At 45.0% G+C, this 25,493-nt stretch carries 20 protein-coding genes, 6 pseudogenes and 1 other annotated feature; all 26 genes and pseudogenes read right to left on the reverse strand.

The features are described 5' to 3' along the window. Positions 1-2 precede the first annotated feature (2 nt). Positions 3-2,081 (reverse strand): elongation factor G, encoded by a 2,079-nt coding sequence (gene fusA / locus JCM19039_RS16770; RefSeq protein WP_042429367.1) that lies wholly within the window; start codon positions 2,079-2,081, stop codon positions 3-5. Positions 2,082-2,132: 51 nt separating this feature from the next. After that, complete coding sequence (rpsG, locus tag JCM19039_RS16775; RefSeq protein ID WP_042402105.1) at positions 2,133-2,603, reverse strand: 30S ribosomal protein S7; 471 nt, start codon at positions 2,601-2,603, stop codon at positions 2,133-2,135. Positions 2,604-2,669: 66 nt separating this feature from the next. Beyond that, positions 2,670-3,089: a 30S ribosomal protein S12 gene (gene rpsL / locus JCM19039_RS16780; protein ID WP_042402103.1), complete on the reverse strand. Its 420-nt coding sequence runs from the start codon at positions 3,087-3,089 to the stop codon at positions 2,670-2,672. Between the two features lie 187 nt (positions 3,090-3,276). Beyond that, positions 3,277-3,525 (reverse strand): ribosomal L7Ae/L30e/S12e/Gadd45 family protein, encoded by a 249-nt coding sequence (locus JCM19039_RS16785; protein WP_042429370.1) that lies wholly within the window; start codon positions 3,523-3,525, stop codon positions 3,277-3,279. Positions 3,526-3,604: 79 nt separating this feature from the next. Continuing rightward, complete coding sequence (gene rpoC / locus JCM19039_RS16790) at positions 3,605-7,216, reverse strand: DNA-directed RNA polymerase subunit beta' (RefSeq protein WP_042429372.1); 3,612 nt, start codon at positions 7,214-7,216, stop codon at positions 3,605-3,607. 113 nt (positions 7,217-7,329) lie between these two features. Next, positions 7,330-7,635 carry a hypothetical protein gene (locus JCM19039_RS28130; RefSeq protein ID WP_373975942.1) on the reverse strand — a complete coding sequence of 102 codons (306 nt, stop codon included), beginning with the start codon at positions 7,633-7,635 and terminating at the stop codon, positions 7,330-7,332. 84 nt (positions 7,636-7,719) lie between these two features. After that, positions 7,720-8,824, reverse strand: a pseudogene (locus JCM19039_RS28135) (DNA-directed RNA polymerase subunit beta); the annotation flags it as partial. Next, positions 8,803-10,866: pseudogene (locus JCM19039_RS28140) on the reverse strand (DNA-directed RNA polymerase subunit beta); the annotation flags it as partial. The pseudogenes JCM19039_RS28135 and JCM19039_RS28140, both read right to left, overlap by 22 nt. A 299-nt stretch (positions 10,867-11,165) precedes the next feature. After that, positions 11,166-11,798 carry a class I SAM-dependent methyltransferase gene (locus JCM19039_RS16800; protein ID WP_042429375.1) on the reverse strand — a complete coding sequence of 211 codons (633 nt, stop codon included), beginning with the start codon at positions 11,796-11,798 and terminating at the stop codon, positions 11,166-11,168. 127 nt (positions 11,799-11,925) lie between these two features. Further along, the gene (gene rplL / locus JCM19039_RS16805; RefSeq protein ID WP_042429378.1) at positions 11,926-12,288 is read right to left on the reverse strand and encodes a 50S ribosomal protein L7/L12; all 363 of its coding nucleotides are present in this window, start codon (positions 12,286-12,288) and stop codon (positions 11,926-11,928) included. Between the two features lie 39 nt (positions 12,289-12,327). Beyond that, positions 12,328-12,824 (reverse strand): annotated as a pseudogene (gene rplJ / locus JCM19039_RS16810) (50S ribosomal protein L10). A 26-nt stretch (positions 12,825-12,850) separates the two neighbouring features. Then, positions 12,851-13,001: a sequence feature (ribosomal protein L10 leader region), on the reverse strand. 48 nt (positions 13,002-13,049) lie between these two features. Next, positions 13,050-13,748, reverse strand: coding sequence for a 50S ribosomal protein L1 (gene rplA, locus JCM19039_RS16815; RefSeq protein ID WP_042429380.1), 699 nt, complete (start codon positions 13,746-13,748; stop codon positions 13,050-13,052). Positions 13,749-13,914: 166 nt separating this feature from the next. Beyond that, the gene (gene rplK / locus JCM19039_RS16820) at positions 13,915-14,340 is read right to left on the reverse strand and encodes a 50S ribosomal protein L11 (RefSeq protein ID WP_042429383.1); all 426 of its coding nucleotides are present in this window, start codon (positions 14,338-14,340) and stop codon (positions 13,915-13,917) included. A gap of 137 nt (positions 14,341-14,477) precedes the next feature. Then, positions 14,478-15,013: pseudogene (gene nusG, locus JCM19039_RS16825) on the reverse strand (transcription termination/antitermination protein NusG). 57 nt (positions 15,014-15,070) lie between these two features. Next, entirely contained in the window at positions 15,071-15,250 is a 180-nt protein-coding gene (secE, locus tag JCM19039_RS16830) for a preprotein translocase subunit SecE (RefSeq protein WP_042402084.1), read from the reverse strand. Between the two features lie 251 nt (positions 15,251-15,501). Beyond that, positions 15,502-16,170 (reverse strand): RNA polymerase sporulation sigma factor SigH, encoded by a 669-nt coding sequence (gene sigH, locus JCM19039_RS16835; RefSeq protein WP_042402081.1) that lies wholly within the window; start codon positions 16,168-16,170, stop codon positions 15,502-15,504. 71 nt (positions 16,171-16,241) lie between these two features. After that, on the reverse strand, positions 16,242-16,754 hold the full coding sequence (locus JCM19039_RS16840) for an NYN domain-containing protein (protein ID WP_042429385.1): 513 nt from the start codon (positions 16,752-16,754) through the stop codon (positions 16,242-16,244). A 4-nt stretch (positions 16,755-16,758) separates the two neighbouring features. Continuing rightward, on the reverse strand, positions 16,759-17,508 hold the full coding sequence (gene rlmB, locus JCM19039_RS16845; RefSeq protein WP_042402077.1) for a 23S rRNA (guanosine(2251)-2'-O)-methyltransferase RlmB: 750 nt from the start codon (positions 17,506-17,508) through the stop codon (positions 16,759-16,761). Continuing rightward, positions 17,505-17,909 (reverse strand): Mini-ribonuclease 3, encoded by a 405-nt coding sequence (locus tag JCM19039_RS16850; RefSeq protein ID WP_042429388.1) that lies wholly within the window; start codon positions 17,907-17,909, stop codon positions 17,505-17,507. The genes rlmB and JCM19039_RS16850 overlap by 4 nt, the downstream gene beginning before the upstream one ends. 4 nt (positions 17,910-17,913) lie before the next feature. Then, the gene (gene cysS / locus JCM19039_RS16855) at positions 17,914-19,311 is read right to left on the reverse strand and encodes a cysteine--tRNA ligase (protein WP_042429390.1); all 1,398 of its coding nucleotides are present in this window, start codon (positions 19,309-19,311) and stop codon (positions 17,914-17,916) included. Between the two features lie 5 nt (positions 19,312-19,316). Further along, a complete protein-coding gene (gene cysE, locus JCM19039_RS16860; RefSeq protein ID WP_042402071.1) occupies positions 19,317-19,967 on the reverse strand; it encodes a serine O-acetyltransferase in 651 nt (216 codons plus the stop codon). Positions 19,968-20,368: 401 nt separating this feature from the next. Continuing rightward, a pseudogene (gene gltX / locus JCM19039_RS16865) lies at positions 20,369-21,831 on the reverse strand (glutamate--tRNA ligase). Positions 21,832-21,874: 43 nt separating this feature from the next. Further along, entirely contained in the window at positions 21,875-22,348 is a 474-nt protein-coding gene (gene ispF, locus JCM19039_RS16870) for a 2-C-methyl-D-erythritol 2,4-cyclodiphosphate synthase (protein WP_042402068.1), read from the reverse strand. Further along, positions 22,345-23,046, reverse strand: coding sequence for a 2-C-methyl-D-erythritol 4-phosphate cytidylyltransferase (ispD, locus tag JCM19039_RS16875; RefSeq protein WP_042429392.1), 702 nt, complete (start codon positions 23,044-23,046; stop codon positions 22,345-22,347). Before ispD ends, ispF begins: the two co-directional genes overlap by 4 nt. Before the next feature lie 107 nt (positions 23,047-23,153). Beyond that, on the reverse strand, positions 23,154-24,251 hold the full coding sequence (locus JCM19039_RS16880) for a PIN/TRAM domain-containing protein (protein ID WP_042429395.1): 1,098 nt from the start codon (positions 24,249-24,251) through the stop codon (positions 23,154-23,156). A gap of 157 nt (positions 24,252-24,408) precedes the next feature. Beyond that, positions 24,409-25,478: pseudogene (gene disA, locus JCM19039_RS16885) on the reverse strand (DNA integrity scanning diadenylate cyclase DisA). Positions 25,479-25,493: the final 15 nt, after the last annotated feature.

The raw sequence follows: 25,493 nt of genomic DNA on the forward strand, positions 1-25,493 counted from the left end.
CATTACTCTCCAGTGTTCTTTTTGATGATCTCTTCAGAAATACTCTTTGGTACTTCTGCATAATGATCAAAGAACATGGAGTACGTTCCGCGTCCTTGTGTGTTTGAGCGAAGCGCTGTCGCATAACCAAACATCTCAGATAGCGGGACAAATGCACGGATGGTTTGCGCGTTACCGCGTGCTTCCATACCGTCAACACGTCCACGACGTGATGTAACGTCACCCATGACATCACCCATGTATTCTTCTGGAACGACGATTTCAACTTTCATAAGTGGCTCTAAGAGAACTGGCTGGCAATGAGCTTTCGCTTCTTTAAATGCCATGGAAGCCGCAATCTTAAATGCCATCTCGTTGGAGTCGACATCGTGGTAAGAACCATCGAATAGACGAGCTTTAACGTCAATGACAGGATAACCTGCAAGTAGACCATTTTGAAGTGCTTCTTCAATTCCAGCTTCAACAGATGGAATGTATTCACGAGGAACGACACCACCAACGATGTTGTTTTCGAATTCGAAGCCTGCACCTTCTTCGTTTGGTCCAATCTCAACTTTAACGTGTCCGTACTGTCCACGTCCACCTGATTGTCGTACAAACTTACCTTCAAGCTCTGCAGATTTACGCAGTGTTTCACGGTAAGATACTTGTGGTGCACCAACGACCGCTTCAACTTTAAATTCACGTTTCATACGGTCGACGATGATGTCGAGGTGAAGCTCACCCATACCAGCGATAACAGTTTGACCTGTTTCTTCGTCAGTATACGTTTTGAATGTTGGATCCTCTTCAGCAAGCTTACCGAGGGCAACACCCATCTTATCTTGGTCGGCTTTAGATTTCGGTTCAACAGATAGTGAGATAACCGGCTCTGGGAAGTCCATGGATTCAAGAATCACTAGTTCCTTCTCATCACACAAAGTATCTCCTGTTGACGTATCTTTCAAACCTACACCTGCGGCAATGTCTCCTGAGTAAACCGTTTTGATTTCTTCACGAGTGTTTGCGTGCATTTGTAGAATACGACCAACACGCTCACGCTTATCTTTAGAAGCATTCTTCACGTATGAACCAGAATCAAGTGTTCCGGAATAAACACGGAAGAATGTCAATTTACCAACGTAAGGGTCTGTCATAACTTTAAATGCAAGTGCAGAGAATGGACCGTTGTCATCCGCTTCACGGATAACTTCTTCGTCGCTATCTACTTTGTGTCCTTTAATTGCAGGAACGTCTGTAGGAGCCGGAAGATAGTCAATGACTGCATCGATCATCGGTTGAACACCTTTGTTCTTAAATGCAGAACCGCAAAGAACTGGGTAGAACTGTACCGAAAGTGTCGCTTCACGAACGGCAGTTTTGAGTTCTTCGTTGCTGATTGTGTCACCATCAAGATAACGCATCATCAACTCTTCATCAAATTCTGCAACCGCTTCGATGAGCTTCTCACGATATTCATCAGCCAATTCACGGTGCTCATCAGGGATTTCACGTGTTTCAGTGTTTTGCCCTAAATCATCAAGATAATAGTAAGCTTTCATTTCTACAAGGTCAATGATCGCTTCAAAATCATCTTCAGCACCAATTGGAAGTTGAACTGGATGCGCATTCGCGTCTAGACGATCATTTAACGTCCCGACGGAGTATAGGAAGTCTGCACCCATCTTATCCATCTTGTTCACGAATACAATTCGTGGAACGTGGTAAGTGGTTGCTTGACGCCATACCGTTTCTGTTTGTGGCTCAACGCCAGATTGAGCATCGAGTACAGCAACAGCACCGTCAAGAACACGTAGTGAACGCTCTACTTCAACAGTAAAGTCGACGTGTCCTGGTGTATCAATGATGTTGATACGGTGGCCTTTCCAAGACGCTGTTGTCGCAGCAGACGTGATTGTAATCCCACGCTCTTGCTCTTGAGACATCCAGTCCATCTGAGAAGCGCCTTCATGTGTTTCACCAATTTTATGAGTACGACCGGTATAGAACAAAATACGTTCTGTAGCAGTCGTTTTACCGGCATCGATGTGTGCCATGATCCCGATATTACGTGTTTTCTCCAAGGAGAACTCTCTTGCCATGGTTTACACTTTCTCCTTTCAGCTATCATTTACAACTGGATTGCGAAACGCTTACCAGCGATAATGTGCGAACGCTTTGTTTGCTTCAGCCATACGATGCGTGTCTTCACGCTTCTTAACAGCAGAGCCTGTGTTGTTTGATGCATCAAGAATTTCATTTGCTAGACGCTCTTCCATCGTTTTTTCTCCGCGAAGACGTGCATAGCTTACTAACCAACGAAGACCAAGAGTCGTACGACGGTCAGGCTTTACTTCAATTGGTACTTGGTAGTTGGCACCACCGACACGGCGTGCTTTAACTTCAAGTACAGGCATGATGTTTTTGAGTGCTTGATCAAAAACTTCAACCGGATCTTGACCACTGCGCTCACGGACGAGATCAAAAGATGCGTAAAGAATGTTCTGCGCTTTACCTTTCTTTCCATCCACCATGATGCGGTTAATCAAACGAGTGACCAACTTAGAGTTGTAGATCGGATCGGCAAGCACTTCACGACGAGGTACAGGACCTTTACGAGGCATAACCAACCCTCCTTTCTGTCTCAAACAAGACATCTGAATTCATTTCTTCTATAATAGTAAAGCTTATTATTTCTTTGCTTTCGCACGCTTCGTTCCATACTTAGAACGACCTTGCTTACGGTCTTGAACGCCTGCTGTATCAAGCGCACCACGTACGATGTGGTAACGAACACCCGGAAGGTCTTTTACACGACCACCGCGGATCAATACAACACTGTGCTCCTGAAGATTGTGTCCAATTCCAGGGATGTATGCAGTTACTTCAATTCCATTCGTCAAACGTACACGTGCATATTTACGAAGAGCAGAGTTCGGCTTCTTCGGTGTCATTGTACCGACACGAGTACATACCCCTTGTTTATGAGGAGAAGAAAGGTCAGTTTGAACTTTTTTGAAGCTGTTATAGCCTTTGTTCAATGCTGGTGCATCTGACTTCTTCATTTTAGACTTACGTCCTTTTCGAACGAGTTGATTCATTGTTGGCATCGATATTTCCTCCTTTCACAACTTAATTCTCATGCAGCTTGCATTCATGAAATCCACCACGGTTTGTGTAGCGTTCAAAACCGCGTCATCATCGCGATTTTCAAGACCACCGTTCCAGGTGGTTCACAATTGGGCAAAAGTAAAGTTCTTACTGGACGGGCGAGAACGCCCGCCAGTAAAAACATGACTACTTTTTTATAGCTACAGCCGCAGCATTAACTTCAATACCGCAAGCTTTGCCGAGCTTTTTCATAGATGGAACCATTACCAAAGGTATTTGCTTTTCATATGCGGTGTCCGAGACTTTACGAAGCAACTCATGGTCGGCATCTTCAGCAACGAATACTTCCGTCGCTAAACCGTCAGAGATCGCTTTTATTGTCCGTTTCAAACCAACATATCGTGTGCCAGCATTCATTACCTTATCATAACCCATTATCGCCACCTCAAATACAGGCGAATTACGCGCACTTAGACATCTTAACAAAGTGGAGATGATGTGTCAATACGGTTTTTTAGTCGTAACCGATTGTCTCTGGTTCTGGTTCCACTTGCTTTCCTTCATCTGCTGTCTCGCCCTTAAGCGTTCGGTAACGTTGCATACCTGTACCTGCTGGGACGAGCTTACCGATAATAACGTTCTCCTTCAAGCCAAGAAGTGCATCTCTGCGCCCTTTAATGGCCGCATCTGTGAGTACACGTGTCGTTTCTTGGAACGACGCAGCTGATAAGAATGAGTCTGTCTCAAGAGATGCTTTTGTAATCCCTAGGATAACTGGAGCTCCCACCGCTGGGCGCTTCCCTTTTCGAAGCACGTCGATGTTTGCTTTGTTGAAAGAATTAACTTCAACAAGTGTTCCTGGAAGTACATCAGTGTCTCCAGAGTCATTTACGCGAATCTTACGGAGCATTTGGCGAACCATAACTTCAACGTGTTTGTCACCAATCTCTACCCCTTGCATCCGGTAAACCTTCTGAACTTCTTTCAAGAGGTACTCTTGAACTTCATCCAGACCGGTAACTTTGATCAATTCTTTCGGGTCAATGGAACCTTCAGTCAGTGCCTGCCCTGCTTCAACTTGATCGCCTTCGGATACTTTCAAGCGTGCACCATATGCAGTTGTGTAGGAGCGCGACTCATACTCTCCGCGAATGACAACATCTTTCTTGTCACCAGCGTCACGGATCTCTTCGATCGTTCCTTTGAGTTCTGTAATAAGCGCTTGACCTTTCGGATTACGCGCCTCAAACAACTCTTGGATACGCGGTAGACCTTGCGTGATGTCATCCCCAGCTACACCGCCCGTGTGGAACGTACGCATCGTAAGTTGTGTACCTGGCTCACCAATGGACTGGGCTGCGATAATGCCGACCGCTTCGCCGACTTCAACATCGCTTCCTGTCGCCAAGTTACGGCCGTAACATTTATTACATACACCGTGTGACGTGTCACACGTGAAGACAGAACGGATTTTCAATGATTCGACGCCTGCGTCAACGATTGTTTTTGCAGACTCTTCATTGATAAGTTCATTCGGTCTGGCAAGGACTTCGCCTGTTTCAGGGTGTTTGACCGTTTGGAATGCAAAGCGACCAACGAGACGATCATAAAGGTTCTCAATTTCTTCAGTACCTTCTCTAATCGGTGAAACAACGAGACCGCGATCCGTGCCGCAATCATCCTCACGAACAATGACGTCTTGGGCAACGTCAACAAGACGACGGGTCAAGTAACCAGAGTCTGCTGTCTTCAATGCCGTATCGGCTAGACCTTTACGAGCACCGTGTGTCGAGATAAAGTACTCGAGTACGGTTAGACCTTCACGGAAACTGGACTTGATTGGAAGCTCAATGATTCTACCAGACGGGTTCGCCATTAGACCACGCATACCCGCAAGTTGCGTAAAGTTTGAGGCGTTACCACGTGCTCCAGAATCACTCATCATAAAGATCGGATTCGATTTGTCGAGTGTTTTCATTAGACGGCTTTGAATGTCGTCTTTTGCTTCACTCCAAATTGAGATGATCTTGTCATAACGTTCCTCTTCAGTGATTAGACCTCTTCGGAACTGTTTCATCACTCGGTCTACTTGCAATTCAGCCGCATCAAGAATTTCACCTTTTTCAGCGAGAACTACGATGTCAGCCACACCTACGGTAAGGCCAGCTTTTGTTGAATAGTAGAAACCAAGGTCTTTCATTCGGTCAAGCATTCGGGATGTTTCAGTGACTTGAAACTTCTTAAACACTTCAGCGATGACATCTCCGAGGAAGCCTTTCTTGAATGGAGCAACAACTGGACGTTCCGCCAATGTTTTCTTAATATCTGTATCACTAGTAACAAAATATTCTTTTGGCGTTTCTTGTTCAAGGTTAATCGCCGTTGGCTCATTGATATACGGGAACGACTCCGGAAGAATTTCGTTAAAGATCAGCTTACCGGTGCTCGTTAACAAAATACGGTCTTCTGTGTTCTCAGGGAATGTCGTCTTGTTCAATGACCGAACAGGAATTCCTATACGTGTGTGCAAATGCACGTAGCCGTTTTGGTAAGCGGTGAGTGCCTCATCGCTATCCTTAAACACTGTGCCTTCCCCTACTGCACCTTCACGTTCAAGCGTCAAGTAATAGTTACCAAGAACCATATCTTGAGAAGGCGTAACAACTGGTTTCCCGTCTTTCGGGTTCAAGATGTTTTGTGCAGCAAGCATGAGCACGCGCGCTTCCGACTGGGCCTCTGCTGAAAGTGGCACGTGAACCGCCATTTGGTCACCATCAAAGTCGGCGTTATACGCGGTACATACAAGTGGGTGCAACTTAATTGCGCGTCCTTCTACAAGGATCGGTTCAAAAGCTTGAATTCCAAGACGGTGAAGTGTTGGCGCTCGGTTTAATAAAACCGGATGCTCCTTAATCACTTCTTCAAGCACATCCCAAACTTCAGGCTGTACACGATCAACTTTACGTTTTGCACTCTTAATGTTGTGCGCTTGACCTTTAGCAACAAGCTCTTTCATAACGAAAGGCTTAAATAGTTCTAATGCCATTTCTTTAGGAAGACCGCACTGATACATCTTTAAGTTCGGACCGACGACGATTACGGAACGACCAGAGTAGTCAACACGCTTTCCGAGTAAGTTCTGGCGGAAACGACCTTGCTTTCCTTTCAACATGTGCGAAAGTGATTTCAACGGTCGGTTACCAGGACCCGTTACAGGACGGCCACGACGACCATTATCAATGAGCGCATCTACAGCTTCCTGAAGCATCCGTTTCTCGTTTTGAACGATAATGCTCGGGGCACCAAGATCTAAAAGACGCTTTAGACGATTGTTACGGTTAATCACTCGACGATACAAATCATTCAAGTCAGACGTCGCAAAGCGACCGCCATCCAATTGCACCATCGGACGAAGCTCAGGTGGAATGACTGGCAATACATCCATGATCATCCAAGAAGGTTCGTTGCCGGAGTTACGAAACGCTTCGATGACTTCAAGTCGTTTAATCGCACGAGTACGACGTTGCCCTTGAGCCGTTTCTAATTCATCTTTTAGCGCTTTTACTTCTTTTTCAAGGTCTAAATCAGAAAGAATCTTCCGGATCGCTTCAGCACCCATTTGCGCCGTAAACGAACGACCATACTTGTCGTAGTATGCACGGTATTCTTTCTCAGATAATAACTGCTTATATTCAAGTGGTGTATCGCCTGTATCTGTGACGACGTAAGAGGCGAAGTAAATCACTTCTTCTAACGAACGTGGAGACATATCCAAGACGAGTCCCATACGACTTGGGATTCCTTTAAAGTACCAGATATGAGAAACAGGTGCGGCTAGCTCAATGTGCCCCATACGTTCACGACGAACTTTGGCACGAGTAACCTCAACACCGCAACGGTCACAAACAACGCCTTTGTAGCGGACGCGTTTGTATTTCCCGCAGTGACATTCCCAATCCTTTTGTGGACCAAAAATACGCTCACAAAACAGCCCGTCTTTCTCTGGCTTTAACGTTCGATAGTTAATGGTTTCGGGCTTCTTCACTTCACCACGAGACCAACTACGGATCTTGTCTGGAGATGCAAGACCGACTTTCATGTATTCAAAATTATTGACATCGATCAAAGGGTGACCCTCCCTTTCCTACGCTCTGTTGTCAAAGGGGCTGAGTGACGGGTAACAGTAGCAAAAGAGGTAAAGAGCCCCGCACGGGGCTATCCTTTACCGATTGCAAAACCTTAGGCGTTTTCCGTTGTTTCAAGCTTCAGGTTCATTTTATCATTCGATTGCTCTTCTTCGTCGTCCAGCTCTTTCATTTCAATCTCTTCTTCGTTGCTTGATAGCATTTTTACATCCATACCAAGACTTTGGAGTTCTTTAATTAATACTTTGAATGACTCTGGAACCCCAGGTTCAGGAACGTTTTCGCCTTTCACGATCGCTTCGTACGTTTTCACACGTCCAACAACGTCATCGGATTTCACCGTTAGAATCTCTTGAAGTGTGTACGCAGCACCGTATGCTTCAAGTGCCCAAACTTCCATCTCTCCAAAACGCTGACCACCAAATTGAGCTTTACCACCCAACGGTTGTTGCGTAACGAGGGAGTATGGTCCAGTAGAACGTGCATGCAATTTATCATCAACATATGCGCCAACTTAATCATGTACATAACGCCGACAGACACACGGTTGTCGAATGCATCTCCAGTACGACCATCATAAAGAATGGTCTTACCGTCTCTTGCCATACCTGCTTCTTCTAGCGTCTCCCACACATCTTCCTCGCGAGCACCATCAAATACTGGAGAAGCGACGTGGATACCTAGCTGACGTGCAGCCATTCCAAGGTGCATCTCAAGCACTTGTCCGATGTTCATACGCGATGGTACCCCAAGCGGGTTAAGCATAATGTCGATTGGTGTCCCATCAGGAAGATACGGCATATCTTCTTCAGGAAGAATTCGTGAAATAACACCTTTATTCCCGTGGCGTCCAGCATTTTGTCACCTTCGTTAATCTTACGCTTTTGCACGATGTACACGCGCACAAGCTGATTCACACCCGGTGGCAATTCATCACCATCGTCACGGTTGAAAATCTTCACATCGAGGACAATTCCATCGCCACCGTGAGGTGCACGAAGTGATGTATCACGAACTTCGCGTGCCTTCTCACCAAAGATCGCATGAAGCAGACGTTCTTCTGCTGTCAGTTCAGTCATCCCTTTCGGGGTTACTTTACCGACAAGAATGTCGCCATCTTTCACTTCAGCACCTACGCGGATAATCCCGCGCTCATCCAAGTTGCGAAGCGCATCTTCACCGATGTTTGGAATGTCGCGTGTAATCTCCTCCGGACCGAGTTTCGTGTCCCGAGCCTCTGATTCATACTCTTCAATGTGAATAGATGTGAATACATCATCTTTCACGAGTCGCTCACTTAGAATGATCGCATCCTCATAGTTATAACCGTCCCAGGTCATAAAGCCAACGAGAACGTTGCGACCAAGAGCCATCTCACCTTTATCCATAGAAGGTCCATCAGCAAGAACTTCGCCTTTATCTACGATGTCACCTTCAGACACAATTGGACGTTGGTTGTAGCTCGTTCCTTGGTTCGAGCGAATAAACTTCGACATACGGTACACTTGATCGTCTGTCTCAACTTCTTTGCCATCAACGTCAACGAGCTTGCGAATACGAATCTCACGAGCTGTTACTCGCTTTACGATGCCGCGTTCTCTTGCGACAACAGCAGCTCCCGAGTCTTTTGCCGAAACATACTCAATGCCTGTTCCAACAACGGCGCTTCTGGTTGCAACAACGGTACGGCTTGACGCTGCATGTTCGCTCCCATTAACGCTCGGTTGGAGTCGTCATTTTCAAGGAATGGAATGGATGCAGTTGCCGCTGAAACGACCTGTTTTGGTGATACGTCCATATAATCAATACGATCTTTAGACACGATTGTATTCTCTTCACGGAAACGTGCAATAATATCATCATCAACAAACGTTCCATCGTCATTTAACTTCGCATTCGCTTGCGCAACAACGTAGTTGTGCTCTTCGTCTGCAGTCAAGTAATCGATGCGTTCGGTGACTCGCCCAGTTTCTGGGTCAACACGACGATACGGAGCTTCCATAAAACCAAACGCATTCACTTTAGCGTAACTCGATAACGAGTTAATCAAACCGATATTCGGCCCTTCTGGAGTCTCAATCGGGCACATCCGACCATAGTGGGAGTAGTGAACGTCTCGTACTTCCATTCCGGCACGCTCTCTTGTCAGACCCCCAGGTCCTAGTGCAGATAAACGACGCTTGTGTGTAAGTTCAGCAAGTGGGTTCGTTTGATCCATGAACTGAGATAGCTGAGAGCTACCAAAGAACTCTTTAATGGAAGCGATCACTGGGCGAATGTTAATTAAGGCCTGCGGAGTTATCTGGCTAGGGTCTTGAATTGACATACGCTCACGAACCACACGTTCCATTCTAGAAAGACCGATTCGAAATTGATTCTGTAGCAATTCACCAACAGAACGAAGACGCCGGTTTCCTAAGTGGTCAATATCGTCAGTATTTCCGACCCCATGAAGAAGGTTAAAGAAATAACTGATCGAAGCAATAATATCTTCCGCTGTAATGTTCTTGATACTCTTATCAATCACACCGTTACTAATGACCTGAATCGTTTGCTCTCCTTCAGGGTCGTTCGGTGCATAGATCTTAATCGATTGCACGTTAATATCAGCGTCTTCAACAACACCGTCAGCGACGGTATACGTTTTAAACCCAAGATCGTTCTCAATGTAAGGCATGAGGCGGTCTAATGTGCGACGATCAATCTGTGTGCCCTCTTCAGCAATCACTTCCCCAGTTTCAGGGTCTGCTAATGTTTCAGCTAGCACTTGGTTAAATAAGCGATCTTTAATATGGAGCTTCTTGTTAATCTTATAACGTCCAACATTTGCAAAGTCGTAACGCTTCGGATCAAAGAAACGTGATTCCAATAGACTACGGGCGTTATCAACCGTCGGCGGCTCGCCTGGGCGAAGACGCTCATAGATTTCTAATAAAGCTTTCTCTGTATCTTCCGTGTTGTCTTTCTCTAATGAGTTTCTCAAGTATTCGTTCTCACCAATGAGATCAACAATGTCTTGGTCGGAACCAAAACCTAAAGCACGAAGGAGTACCGTTACAGGAAGCTTACGTGTACGATCAATACGTACGTATACAATGTCTTTTGCATCGGTTTCTAGCTCTAACCACGCACCACGGTTTGGAATAACCGTAGCCGTAAAGCCTTTCTTACCGTTCTTATCAGTCTTGCGACTGTAATATACACTTGGAGAGCGGACGAGTTGGGAAACGATGACTCGCTCGGCACCATTAATTACAAAAGTACCTGTATCCGTCATCAACGGAAAGTCGCCCATGAATACTTCTTGTTCTTTCACTTCGCCTGTTTCCTGATTCATTAAACGAACTTTCACCCGTAAAGGCGCTGAATATGTTACATCCCGTTCCTTTGAATCCTCAACAGAGTACTTTGGTTCACCTAAGCTGTAATCGATGAATTCCAGCACTAGATTCCCCGTAAAATCTTCAATCGGTGAAATGTCTTGAAACATCTCACGAATCCCTTCGTCAAGGAACCATTGATATGAAGCTGTCTGAATCTCGATGAGATTAGGAAGATCAAGAACTTCACTAATCCGCGCGTAGCTTCTTCGCTGGCGATGGCGTCCATACTGAATGAGTTGACCTGTCAACGAATTCACCCCTCAAATCCGCGTATTTTTACTGATCCCAATAGCCTCGGCAAGACTCTGCCATTTTTGTTAAAATGGGGGAAACAATCATCTAGGATGATGCCGATCGTTATATAGAACGGCAGGAAAACCGTGTAAAAAACCGAAAAAGGTTCATATTATACAGGATAAAAATACCAACCTCTTTTACTCGTATTTACTTAGTCTTCCCGACCGCAATAACCTTTATACTCCTCTTTTTATCGAAAAAAATGCATAAAAAGAGACGGTTATACGCATTAAATGATAGTATCACAAATTCAACAACCGGTCAAATATTCTTTTCTTTTTTTATTTCCGACTTCGAAAAATTGAGTACCTTTTCGTTTCGCTACCTCTTCGACGTCACCAAACAACTCCACCAATTTCTTCTTGGCTGACGGGGCACCTTGCTTCTTTTGAATGACGACCCACAACTCACCACCATTCTCTAAGACCCGGTACACATCTTCAAAGATTTGATGGACAACGTCTTTACCCGCACGAATTGGCGGATTCGTCACAGCGGCTGCAAATCGCACGTCCTCTGGAACACGCTCGAGCACGGAGCCATGGACAACTGTGACTTGTGAATCGACTTTATTTTTTGTTGCGTTTTCTTTAGAGAGCGCTACTGCTCGTTCATTAATGTCGGTCATCCATACATGGCGGTCGCCCGTTTTAGCAATCGCAATGCCAAGCGTCCCGTAACCCGAGCCGACATCAAGAACACCTCCTGCCACTTCCGGTTCGACGAACGTCTCCAAAAGAAACCGACTGCCAAAGTCGACCTCACCTTTTGAAAACACCCCTCGATCGGTACTGTACGTAACACGCTCGCCGTTCACATCGATACTGACTTCTCCGCGTTCGCTCCCGACCGTAGGTTTTGAATCATAGTAGTGACTACTCACGCCACACACCCCTTTTATCCACTAGCTTTTAGATCTAGTCTAACACGCCCAAACCTTCGAATACTCTCGAAATCTATCGATAAAAAAACTTCCCTGCATGAGATACAGGGAAGTTTCTGTGTAACAATTACTTGATTTCGACTTCAGCGCCAGCTTCTTCAAGTTGGCTCTTCATGTCTTCAGCTTCGTCTTTGCTTACGCCTTCTTTAAGTGTTTCAGGGGCGCCGTCAACAAGAGCTTTCGCTTCTTTAAGACCAAGACCTGTGATTCCACGAACCACTTTGATAACACCGATTTTAGAAGAACCAGCAGAAGTAAGAACGACGTTGAATTCAGTCTGCTCTTCAGCAGCACCTGCGTCTCCGCCACCTGCAGCTGCAACTGGTGCAGCAGCTGTAACTCCAAATTCTTCTTCGATTGCTTTAACAAGATCGTTCAATTCAAGGACAGTCATGCCTTTGATTTCTTCAATGATTTGCTCTTTAGCCATTGTATATTTCCTCCTTCAGGAATGTGTAATAGTAGGTGCTTACGCACTTTCTTCTTTTTGGTCTGCAACTGCTTTTGAAGCCAACGCGAAGTTTCTGATTGGTGCTTGTAGTACGCTAAGAAGCATAGATACAAGTCCTTCGTAAGAAGGAAGTTCAGCAATCTTCTTGATGTCTTCAACAGGCGTTACGATTCCTTGGATGACGCCCGCTTTAATTTCAAGCGCTTCGTTATCCTTAGAGAAATCGTTGAGTACTCTTGCAGCTGCTACTGCATCTGTCTTGCTCGTTGCTACGGCTGTTGGGCCTGCGAGAGCTTCGTCCAGTTCAGTATAGTTCGTTTCCGCTGTCGCACGACGTGTTAATGTGTTTTTGTCACTTTAAGCTCAACGTCTGCTTCACGAAGCTTCGTACGAAGCTCCGTGTCTTGGCTTACGCTAAGACCGCGGTAATCAACTAAGATGATGGACTCGCTGTCGTTAAATTTACCGACAATCTCGTCAACAACGGCTTGTTTCTGCTCGATTACACTGCTCATCATTCCACCTCCTGAAAATTTGCCGTTCAGAGGATCAAAAAACTCCCCTGCCTATGCATACACACAGACAGAGGAGATTCAGAAGGACACAATCGTGTCTATTCTATCAAATCGATACCTCGGCAGGATTTACGCACAATGTGCACCTACTGTCTGCGGCAGTATAGTTATTCATTAGCCGTTTTCATTATATATAGCGGCCTATCAAATGTCAATACGGAAAAATTAGCTAGTGTAGCCGGACGTACTAACTTTCACACCAGGTCCCATAGATGAAGATACAGCAATGTTCTTCATGTACGTACCTTTCGCTGCAGAAGGCTTCGCTTTTGCAAGGATATCGAGAATGGTTTTGAAGTTCGCTAGCAATTGCTCTTCAGTAAATGATACTTTTCCAATTGGAACGTGTACATTTCCTGCTTTTTCAACGCGGTATTCTACTTTACCCGCTTTGATTTCGTTAACAGCTTGAGTCACATCCATTGTTACCGTACCCGTTTTCGGGTTTGGCATTAGACCTTTTGGTCCAAGTACACGACCCAATTTACCAACTTGCGCCATCATATCAGGTGTCGCAACAACAACGTCAAAGTCCATCCAACCTTGTTGGATTTTGTTTACGAGGTCTTCTTCACCAACGAAATCCGCGCCTGCTTCTTCAGCTTCCTTCGCTTTTTCACCTTTTGCAAATACAAGAACGCGTTGAGTTTTACCCGTACCATTTGGAAGAACGACCGCGCCACGGATTTGTTGATCCGCTTTACGAGGGTCTACACCAAGACGTACGGCTACCTCAACAGTTTCATCAAAGTTTGCCGGAGCAACTTTTTTCACAAGCTCAATGGCTTCGCTTGCAGTGTATTCTTTCGTTACATCGACTTGTTTCTTTGCGTCTTCATATTTCTTACCGTGTTTCTTAGCCATATCTAACAACTCCTCTTTTTGTGGTTTTAACGGTTTGACCTCCCACGCTTAATCGCTAGAGAAGATTCATTCCTAGAGAAAGACAATTATACAAGAATCAAGGTTGCGAAAGCCCGATTTTCGCCGGTGATCGCAACCTTTCTTGCCGTTCTATTGCGACTAATCGTTAGCCTTCAACAGTGATCCCCATGCTACGCGCTGTACCTTCAATCATCTTTACAGCAGCATCAAGATCAGCAGCGTTTAAGTCTTCCATCTTCGTTTCAGCGATTCCACGTACTTGTTCAGCAGTTACTGATGCAACCTTCACTTTGTGCGGCTCTCCAGAACCAGATTGTACTCCAGCTGCTTCTTTAAGAAGAATAGCTGCTGGTGGAGTCTTCGTCACAAATGTGAATGAACGGTCTTCATAAACAGTAATCTCAACAGGAATAATCGTACCTGTTTGCTCCTGTGTACGTGCGTTAAACTCTTTACAGAAGCCCATGATATTTACACCAGCCTGACCAAGGGCAGGACCGACCGGTGGTGCCGGGTTAGCTTTACCTGCAGGAATCTGTAGCTTCACTACGGTTTCAACTTTTCTAGCCACGCGACACACCTCCTTCGTTCGTAATGTGGTGTTTCGGGCACACGTGCCCTCCCACTTGTTGACAACTACCAATGCTGATAGTTGATGCAAACATTAAAATCTTATCATCCAGCGGGATGAAGCGCAAGTGGAAATTGTTATGAGAGTTTCTCAACTTGATGGAATTCTAATTCAACCGGCGTTTCTCGACCGAACATGTTCACATGCACTTTTACTTTCTGTTTCTCAAGACTAATTTCCTCAACTGTCCCTGTGAAATCAGTAAACGGTCCTTCTTTCACTTTCACCGACTCTTTAATTTCTAAGTCAATTTCTGCTTTTGGAGCTTCCACGCCCATCTGCCTTAGAATGGAATCCACTTCATCTGGCAAAAGCGCTGTCGCTTTGAGCCCGCGCCCGAAGAGCCGACAAACCCAGTAACTCCCGGTGTGTTACGAACCACATACCAAGAGTCATCCGTCATCACCATCTCAACGAGAACATATCCAGGAAATGTCTTACGATTTACCGTTTTCGTTTTGCCGTTCTTTGTTTCTGTTTCTTCTTCTACTGGAACGAGGACACGGAAAATTTTATCAAGCATTTCCATTGATTCTACTCGTTTCTCAAGGTTCGCTTTCACTCGGTTTTCATACCCAGAGTACGTATGAACAACATACCAGTTCTTATCCATAGGGTCATCAGTCAATCGCGACTGCTGTCCTCCTCTCATCGTTCATAATCATGTCAACTACAAGAACAACCGTACAAGTTCTGAAAAGCCGTAATCCACAACTGCAAAGAAGATCGACATGAAAATAACTGTAATCAATACAATTTTCGTATATTTATAAAGCTCGCTAGGTGTCGGCCACGTTACTTGTTTCATTTGTTTTCCGACTTCTTTTAGAAATTGAACAGGATTCGTCACTTGCAAGACACCCCCATAGGTCGTCGATTTATTTCGTTAAACATAAAAAAACAACCGCATTCACGGTGGTTGTTGTTGTCATCATGTATACATCCATTATAGACCAGACAAGTTATCTACTATACAGAGTGCAGAATATCATAATCGTCCGTTTATGTCAATATGAGGGGGCGCGCGTGACGGACGTCCCCTCTACAACTTGTCTAACAATAAAGCAAATGAAGATTCTGCTATTTCAAATTGCGCGAATATTAACCCGGCACGTTTCTCATTTCGATATACCGTTCTAACTTTCTCTTTACGCGTTGCAATGCATTGTCGATTGACTTGACGTGTCGATTTAAATCTGCGGATATCTCTTGGTACGATTGTCCGTCTAAATAAAGGCGAAGTACTTGTTGTTCTAAATCACTAAGCACCTCATTAATTTTCCCTTCAATGTCTGTGAGTTCCTCTTGATTAATTAACATTTCTTCAGGGTTACTAATGAGCGAGCTACAAACCACATCCATAAGAGTACGGTCGGACTCCTCATCATACATAGGCTTGTCCAATGAAACGTAAGAGTTTAGCGGGATGTGCTTTTGGCGCGTCGCTGTCTTAATAGCCGTAATTATCTGACGAGTGATGCACAACTCCGCAAACGCTCTGAACGAAGAAAGCTTGTCCCCGTTAAAATCGCGAATTGCTTTATACAAACCAATCATACCTTCTTGGACAATATCTTCATGATCTGCCCCGATTAAAAAGTACGATCTCGCTTTCGCGCGGACAAAGTTCTTGTACTTGTGAATGAGTTGTTCCAAAGCAGCGGAGTTCCCATAACGAACAGCTTCTACTAGTCTTTCATCTTCGGTAGCAAAGTTTCTTTCAGTGTTTTCGACAAATGGCTGACTCTTCTCTAAGACGTGTGCGTTCATGACAATCCCTCGCCCTCGACTTCGGTGTATAGTAACTAAGTATATAGTAGTCAAGAACGAGAATCAATAAGTCATTGCCCTTTTCGACGCCATTTGTCAAAGAATTCAGCAACTTCCTCACTAAGCGCAATTTTTCCTTGGTTTGGCTCACGCTCGACATCTTTTACTGTCTGTCTAATGCTTTTTTCGACATCAACAAGCTGATTTCTTAGCTCTCGAGCGGAGGTTCGAAGAGCACCACTACCAAAAATGACACGTTGTTCGAGGTAATCAGAGGTGGCCACATATACTTGTGTATTCACATTCTTTAACTTTTTGACGAGCTTCTCAATTCGCTCGTCTGCAGTTTCCTTTTCTTTTGTATAGATGACTTCTACTCGGAATTGCTTCTCTTTAGCACCAATCCCTCTGACAAGGTGGGCATCGAATACAATGATAACAGTACGACCTGTAATCGCCTGGTATTCTGCCATTTGCTCAATAAGCATATCTCTTGCGTCTACGAGGGAATATTTTTTTCGTTCCACGAGTTCTGGCCAGTCACCAATGATGTTATATCCGTCCACAACAACATACTCTTTCATGGAATTACCTTCCTAACGGGTAGCGTTTTCGCTGCACTTCAAACATAAACAGACTACCCGCTACTGCAGCGTTTAAGGATGTCACATGGCCGTGTAACGGAATTTGATAAAGAAAATCACACGATTCTTTCACGAGACGGCTCATCCCCTTACCTTCGCTACCAATGACAAGACCAATGGCCATGCTCGCATCTAGCTCCCGGTAATCTCCTTGTCCAGAGGCGTCGCTACCAACAATCCAAAGACCGCGGTCTTTGAGCTCTTTCATCGTTCGCGCCATATTTGTAACCTTAACGACCGGAACGTGGGATATGGCACCGGCAGAAGCTTTTGCTACGATCGAGGTTAGACCGCTCGCCCCTCGCTTCGGGATGATAACGCCATGGGCGCCAGCCGCATCTGCGGTTCGTAAAATGGAACCTAGGTTTTGTGGGTCTTCAATGCCATCACAAAGAATGAAGAACGGGGCTTGTCCACGATTACTAGCGGCAGAAAATAACGTCTCGATGTCTGCATACGCATGTGCGGCGATCGAGGCGATAATACCTTGATGGTTTTGGTGACCAATGAGTGCGTCAAGCTTCTTTTTAGGCACGGTTTGAATGACGATATTTTGTTCTTTTGCTCGTGTGATCGTCTCTTGGATGGATGCTTTTTTCACTCCATCTGCTACCCAAATCTTCTGTATCGATTGCGAGGAACGAAGTCCCTCGATTACAGCATTTCTCCCCGCCAGCCACTCTTCATCATTCATGTGTCTTCCCCCTCGTCAATCTTTGCGACTGCTTCTCGTAATAAATGGTGTTTACGTTCTTGGTCACCACTCATATGGACGTAACCAATCACCGCTTCAAACCCTGTACTATACCGGTAGGTTCCTGGGTCGGTGTTCTTTGGAACACTTCCTGATTTCGCATTACGACCTCGTTTAGCAATGGCTGTCTCTTCTTCCGTTAAAACGCCCTCATCAAGCCAATACGTGAGCACACTGGCTTGTGCCTTTGCACTCACGTAAGAGGTAGCCGCTCGATGTAAATCGTTTGGGCGACCGTACCCAGCGTAGACAAGGTAAGACCGCACATACAGCTCATAAACTGCATCGCCAATGTATGCCAAAGCTAGACCGTTTAACTGTTTATAGTCTGTTTCTCGCATAGGGTTAGCCCCTTTTCCATCGTGTACCTTGTGCTGTGTCTTCGAGAATGATTCCTTTTTCCGTTAACTGATCGCGAATCTCATCTGCTTTTTGAAATTGCCGATTTTCACGCGCGTCTTTTCTCTGCTGGATCAGTGTATCCACTTCGTCATCAAGCAGTTCTTCTTCAGGAATGAACGCCACACCTAACACACGGCCCCACTCCTCAAACAATTGCAGCATCGCTTCAAGTACGTTAGTGGACGTGTTAGCTTCATCAAGGTAACGATTACCTTCTTTGACGAATTCAAACATCGTTGTGATCGCATTGGCTGTATGAAAATCGTCGTCCATGTCATCAATGAAACGTTTCTTGTACTTCTCCATTCGATTTAACCAGACTTCAGATTCGCCAAGGTTGGCACTTTCTTTTCTTCGATGCTGTACATTTTGGATAAACGTTTCGATGCGTCCAAGCCCTGATGCGGCTGATTCCAACAGCTCTTGATTGAAGTTTAACGGATGTCGATAATGCGCTTGTAGGATGAAAAAGCGAACGACTTTAGGGTCATGTTGCTCGATGAGTTCATTGACGAGTACAAAGTTTCCAAGTGACTTTGACATCTTTTCGTTATCAATTTGGATATATCCGTTATGCAACCAATAGTTTGCCATCTGCTTGCCCGTTAGCGCTTCCGACTGAGCAACTTCATTCTCATGGTGTGGGAATGTGAGATCCTGACCTCCTGCATGAATATCAATCGTGTCACCGAGGTATTTCTTCACCATTGCTGAACATTCAATGTGCCAACCTGGACGTCCCTCACTCCAAGGACTCTCCCATTTAATCTCTTTGTCTTTCGCTTTTTTCCAAAGCGCGAAATCAAGAGGATCTTTCTTCTGTTCTCCTACTTCAATTCTAGCACCTGAGCGCAATTCATCGACGGCCTGCCCAGATAACTTCCCATAATCCGGGAATGCTTTCGTATGAAAATATACATCTCCACCGGCTTCATACGCATAATCCTTCTCAATGAGCGCTTCAATAAACTCAATAATTTCGTCCATTGTGTTTGTCACACGCGGATGGGCATCTGCTTCTCGAACACCGAGCGCTTCTGTGTCTTCATGGTATTTTTCAATAAAGCGTTCAGCTAATTGGAACACATCTTCACCGGCATCTTGTGCTGCCCGAATGATTTTGTCGTCCACATCCGTGAAGTTCGACACATATTCGACGTCGTATCCTTTATATTCAAGATACCGACGGACCATATCAAAAACAACCGCCGGCCTCGCATTACCAATATGAATATAGTTATATACGGTTGGTCCGCACACATACATCTTTACACGGTTTTCTTCAAGCGGTGTAAAAACTTCTTTTCTGCGCGTCAATGTATTGTACATATGAATCGCCATATCACTCACTCCTCATCCAGTCTTTGCTTGCATTCTTTAAGCTCGCGCCTTAGACGCTCCACTTCTTTTTCAAGTAGCCGGAACCGATCATTTTCAGGGTCGGGCAATAAGTGATGGTGTAGGTTCTCGCTCACACGGATGCCATCTTGAATGACAACACGTCCTGGAATCCCTACGACCGTACTGTTTCGTGGCACCTCATGCAAAACGACAGCACCTGCACCAATATTAGAGTTTCTTCCAATCGTCATTGAACCAAGCACTTTAGCTCCCGATGCAAAAAGTACGTGATCCTCTACCGTCGGGTGGCGCTTTCCTTTTTCCTTCCCTGTACCCCCAAGGGTGACTCCTTGATAAATCGTAACGTCGTTGCCAATTTCGCACGTCTCACCGATGACAACGCCCATGCCATGATCAATAAACAACCGTTGCCCAATTTGCGCCCCTGGATGAATTTCAATGCCGGTAATAAAACGGCTAAGCTGGGAAAGCACCCGCGCTAACAGATAGAACTTCTTCTTCCAAAGCCAATGGGCGATGCGGTGTGCCCAAATCGCGTGAACACCGGAATACGAGAGGATAACTTCAAAACGACTCCGGGCAGCTGGGTCTCGTTGAAAGACAACATCGATATCACTTTTGAATGTCCGCCACATAGTTTCCCTCCCCAATGGTATGCACCTTACATTGTATTGTGTATCCTAAATCAATCATTCCGTTCATTTGCAAAGTATTGTCTTTAGTATCCCCTAATTGCAGATGACTAAGCTATACTGTAGCAAAATTCTCTTTACCTGACGAAAGAAACGGCTTAAAAAAAGCGCCTCTGTGCATGTTCTGCACAGAGCGCTTTTGCGCGGTTCCACTCTGTATACGCCTGGTTGATCGGGCGTGACTCGTTGTAGATAACGGCTACTCACCGCCCGCGCCTACTTGAAACTTGTTCAACGCGAGACTCAAAGGGGCATTCACAAAGCGTGTCCATCGGTCGTTCCCACTATCCGACCGTCTCTGTAAAAGACGACTGCATTGCTACTTATCCTTATCGATGTTCAGTTTATGAAGATTGTTGTGCCGCTTTATTTACACGTGCGAGCACGGCATCTTTACCAATTAGCTCAATCGCTTTTGGCAACTCTGGTCCATGCGTTTGTCCCGTGACAGCTACACGAATCGGCATAAAGAGTTGTTTTCCTTTAGCACCTGTTTCTTTTTGCACCGCTTTGATTGCTTTTTTGATCTCATCGGCTTCAAATACATCTAATTGATCAATTTGTCGTGCAAGAGATTCCATCACTTGCGGAACATGCTCAGCACTAATTACTTCCGCAGCTTCTCCCTCATAGTCTACGTGTTCCTTGAAAAAGAGTTCCGTTAACTCAACGATTTCAGCCGCGTAGTGCATTTGCTCTTGATAAATCCCAACGAGAGACGTTACCCACGCATGCTCATCTGCTGACAGGTTGTCAGAAATCCGACCCGCTTTTTGTAGGAATGGAATGGATAGCTCGGTTACGCGCTCCACATCCGCTGATTTCATATACTGATTTCCTACCCAAGCCAACTTACTTTCATCAAACACTGCTGGAGCCTTCGATACCCGCTCCAAGCTAAACTGCTCAATCAAGTTATCCATCGTAAAGATTTCTTCCTCGCCAACGGGTGACCAGCCGAGTAAAGCAAGGAAATTCACGAGTGCTTCCGGGAGGTATCCGTAATCTTGATATTGCTCAACAAATTGCATAATTGACTCGTCACGTTTACTCATCTTTTGTCGGTCTGGGTTGAGGATGAGCGGTGCGTGAGCAAATGTTGGTGATGTGAACCCTAAAGCTTGATAGATCATGACCTGAGAGGTGTGTTGGATAGATGTTCTTCTCCGCGAATGACGTGGGAAATCTTCATGAGATAATCATCCACGCTCACTGCGAAGTTGTACGTCGGAACACCATCGGTTCTCGCAATAATAAAGTCACCGATACCATCTGTATCAAAAGAAACTTCACCCCGAATAGCATCATCAATATGAATCGTTTCACCACCAGGTACTTTAAAACGAACAACAGGTTCGATACCTTTCGCTTCATAAGCGGCCCGCTCATCTGCAGTAAGGTTCCGATCCCGACCGCTATACTTAGGCATCTCCCCACGTGCGAGCTGCTCCTCACGTTCTTTTTCAAGCTCTTCGCTCGTCATGTAACAATAATACGCGAGGTCTTGGTCAAGAAGTTGTTGAACGTACTTCTCATACGTATCCATCCGCTCCATACTGCGGTACGGACCAAACCCACCGTCTTCGTCTGGACCTTCGTCCCAATCAACGCCGAGCCACTTCATGCTATTTAGCAACTTGTCGGTTGCTGCTTCCACATTTCGTGCTTGGTCCGTATCTTCAATTCGTATAATAAATTTCCCGTTATGGTGCTTTGCAAAAAGATAGTTAAACAATGCTTGCCTCGCACCACCAATATGCAAGTGCCCTGTCGGACTTGGTGCAAAACGCACGCGCACATCCGTCATATCGATCACCGTCCCTTTTCCTTGGTCATTAGTATATCATGATTTACTCGGCTTGTAGAAGAACGGTCGCCATCGCTGCAATTCCTTCTTGTCTGCCCGTAAATCCTAATTTCTCTGAAGTGGTCGCTTTTACATTCACTTGGTTCAACTCTGCGTCTAACAGTCCAGCAATTCGTTCTCTCATCGGCAGAATATACGGAGCCATTTTTGGCTTTTCTGCAATAATCGTACAATCTAAATTCCCTAAAACTAGTCCTTCATTTTTGACCATCTCGTATACATGCTCAAGTAGCACAGACGAATCAGCACCTTTGAATGCCGGGTCAGTATCTGGAAAGTGCTTGCCAATATCCCCTTGGGCAATCGCACCTAAAAGCGCGTCACTGATGGCGTGCAATAACACATCGGCATCAGAATGACCTTTTAGACCTAGTGGATACTCTAGCTTTAATCCACCAATGATGAGATCTGTGTCCTCTGCAAACGCGTGTACATCAAAGCCTTGTCCAATTCTCACTGGCCTGCCTCCTTTGCTCTTAACTCAAGTAAAATTGTCGCTAGTTTAATGTCATATGGGGTTGTAAGCTTCATGTTCTCCCGGCTTCCTTCTACAATACGGACATGCTTACCTAGACGCTCCACGAGGCTCGCATCATCGGTTCCATAAACATTTGCTTCTTTTGCATGTGCATATGCCGTCTTAATCAATGCAAAAGGAAACGCCTGTGGGGTTTGTACTGCCCATAACCTATCCCGCGGAATCGTCTCTTGAATGAGCTCTTCGTTTACTTTCTTTACCGTATCAGTCACTTGTACAGCTAATACCGCTCCGTGTTCAGCATCTACACGATCAACGAGTCGGTGTAGGTCACGTTCTTGAACGAAAGGACGTGCACCATCATGAATGAGTACGACGCGGTCGCTAGGTTGATCGATCACCTTTAATCCCTCGTACACACTATCTTGACGCTCAGCCCCACCAACAACGACATTGGTGAGCTTTTTCAGTTTATATGTTTGGAACAACTGTTTCATTTCCTGCACTTCATTCTCATTAACGACGACGATCATTTCATCGCACGATGAATCATTTTCAAATACACGTAACGTATGTATAATCACCGGGTCATCTTCAAGCATAATAAATTGCTTATTCTTACCCGCTTGCATTCGTTTGCCTTGCCCAGCAGCAAGAACGACGACTGAATAGTTCATAACCCGTGTGCCCCTATCCGAATCATTTCATGTGCCATTCTTTATCATACAACCGAAATACCGCGAAAAGCAACTCGTACATCTGTGCTCTTCGCGGCATTTCCATACTATAAAGCTTTCTCTTTATGCATTTGCTTAGGCTTGGCAAAAATCATTCGGCCTGCACTTGTTTGCAATACACTCGTCACGACAACATCAATTTGCTGTCCGATATATTTATGCCCTTCCTCAATTACAATCATCGTTCCATCATCAAGGTAACCGATGCCTTGGTTCGCCTCTTTCCCGTCCTTAATCACTTGCACGTGCATCTCTTCTCCTGGAAGCACGACGGGCTTTACGGCATTGGCTAGGTCATTGATGTTAAGAACCGGTACACCTTGAAGATCGCACACTTTATTCAAATTGAAGTCATTGGTCACAACAATTCCCGATGTCTTTTGCGCCAGCTTCACGAGCTTGCTATCAACACCTTGTACATCATCAAAATCTATATCTTCAATCTTCACTTGTACGGGTAATTCCTTTTGAATCTGATTCAAAATATCAAGCCCTCTACGGCCTCGGTTTCTCTTCAACGCATCCGATGAATCAGCAATGTGTTGAAGTTCGTCCAATACGAACTTAGGAATGACAACGGTCCCTTCCAAAAATCGCGTCCGACATACGTCTGCAATTCTCCCATCAATGATGACACTCGTATCAAAGATCTTTGTCGGTACACCTTTATCGCTACTAGACTCTTGTTTGAAGTCCTTGTTCGATCCTTTACCAAAGTTGCTGACGAGCGAAATGAGCTCATCTCGCTTTTGTGATCCGATACGATAACCAAAGTAACCAAACAGCACCGTGAGAAAGATCGGCAATATTTGACTAAAGACCGAAAAGGATATTTCACCCAAAGGAATTCCAATTAGATACGCGACCATGAGTCCAAGCAACAGACCGATCGTTCCAAAAAGCACGTTAGTAATCGGTGCTTTCACAATCGCTTCCTCTGCAATGCTCAATGCGCGTGTAATCGGATCTGCTAACCAGAGGGAAAGCACGAAAAACAATCCCCCGCCAAGTAATCCTCCAATATAATCGCTTGCCATCCATCCAGGGATCTCAACCGATAATAATGATATAAGTTCAGGATAAAAGATAAAGCCGAGCGCCCCACCAAGAATGACAAAGAACACTTGGACGATACGTTTTAACATTTTCAGTCACCTCCTGTAATCATTATGGACAGAAATAGAAATGGTTAATCTTTTAATCTGTGATTTTTCAATGATCTTTCAATTAAAAATGAAATTTACTTCCAGATCACTGGATATTACTATTCAGTGTAAACGGATTACCTGCTTTGTTGGTCGTTTAAATATGACGATCAATAAACAATTGCTCTTGCACACGGTTTAGCCTTCTTTTACAAGCCTTGCCCTTGCCTCTCCAATACCATCCACGCTTTCTAAGTCTTCGAGACTCGCTTCATGAACCGCCTGTAGCGTATGAAAATAAGAAATGATATTCTCAATAATCGACGGTGGCAGCCTCGGTATACGGTGCATGAGACGATACCCTCTAGAGTGAAGAACATGCTGCTGTTCAATGTCAGCACTAAGCTTCAGGAATTCGCGAATGTATTCATCATTCAACGCGTGCTGATCAGAAGCAATCTGCAAGTCATGAAAGGCTTTCGCCGCTGATACTCCCTCATGTTCAACGTAATCTTTTAAGAGTAACAATGCCTCTCGCTCAACGTTCGCTAAAAGCTCATTTAATTGCATCGTAATCAAACGGCCCTCATTGCCTAGCTCGTGGACATACGTAATTAATTCTCTTTTTACCCGTAGTACCATCTCCACACGATGAATGACTTGAGAAACATCTTGAAAAGTAACGAGCCTCTCAAACTCTAGCGCCCCTAAATTGGTCATACTCTGATCCAATACAGCCTTGTACTTTTCTAACGTTTGTATCGCTTGGTTCGCCTTCGTGAGAATCACACTCATATCCTTAAGGGTATACTGGTGCTCACCTTGATAGAGTGTGATGACATTTCTCCTCTCAGATATTGCGATGACGAGGGCTTTCGTTTGCTTTGCTACCCGCTCTGCTGTACGATGACGCATCCCGGTTTCGTTTGAGCTGATTTTACTATTAGGAATGAGTTGTACATTCGCAAACATAATTTGTTGAATATCTTTACTTAAAATAATTGCCCCATCCATCTTCGCGAGTTCATACAGTTGGGACGGGGAGTAGTCAGCTTGAATTTGAAATCCACCATCGACGACTTCTTTCACTTCGTCGCTAAATCCAATGACAACCAAGCCCCCTGAACCAGCACGTAATACATTATCAATGCCATAACGTAATGGTGTGCCTGGCGCTAAAAACGGAAATACATTCTCAATAAAGTGTTTGCGGCTCGCTTCCCTCATGAGGTTCTCTCTCCC

This window comes from Geomicrobium sp. JCM 19039, assembly GCF_000698145.1.
In the GTDB taxonomy this organism is placed as follows: Bacteria; Bacillota; Bacilli; order Bacillales; family Marinococcaceae; genus Geomicrobium_A.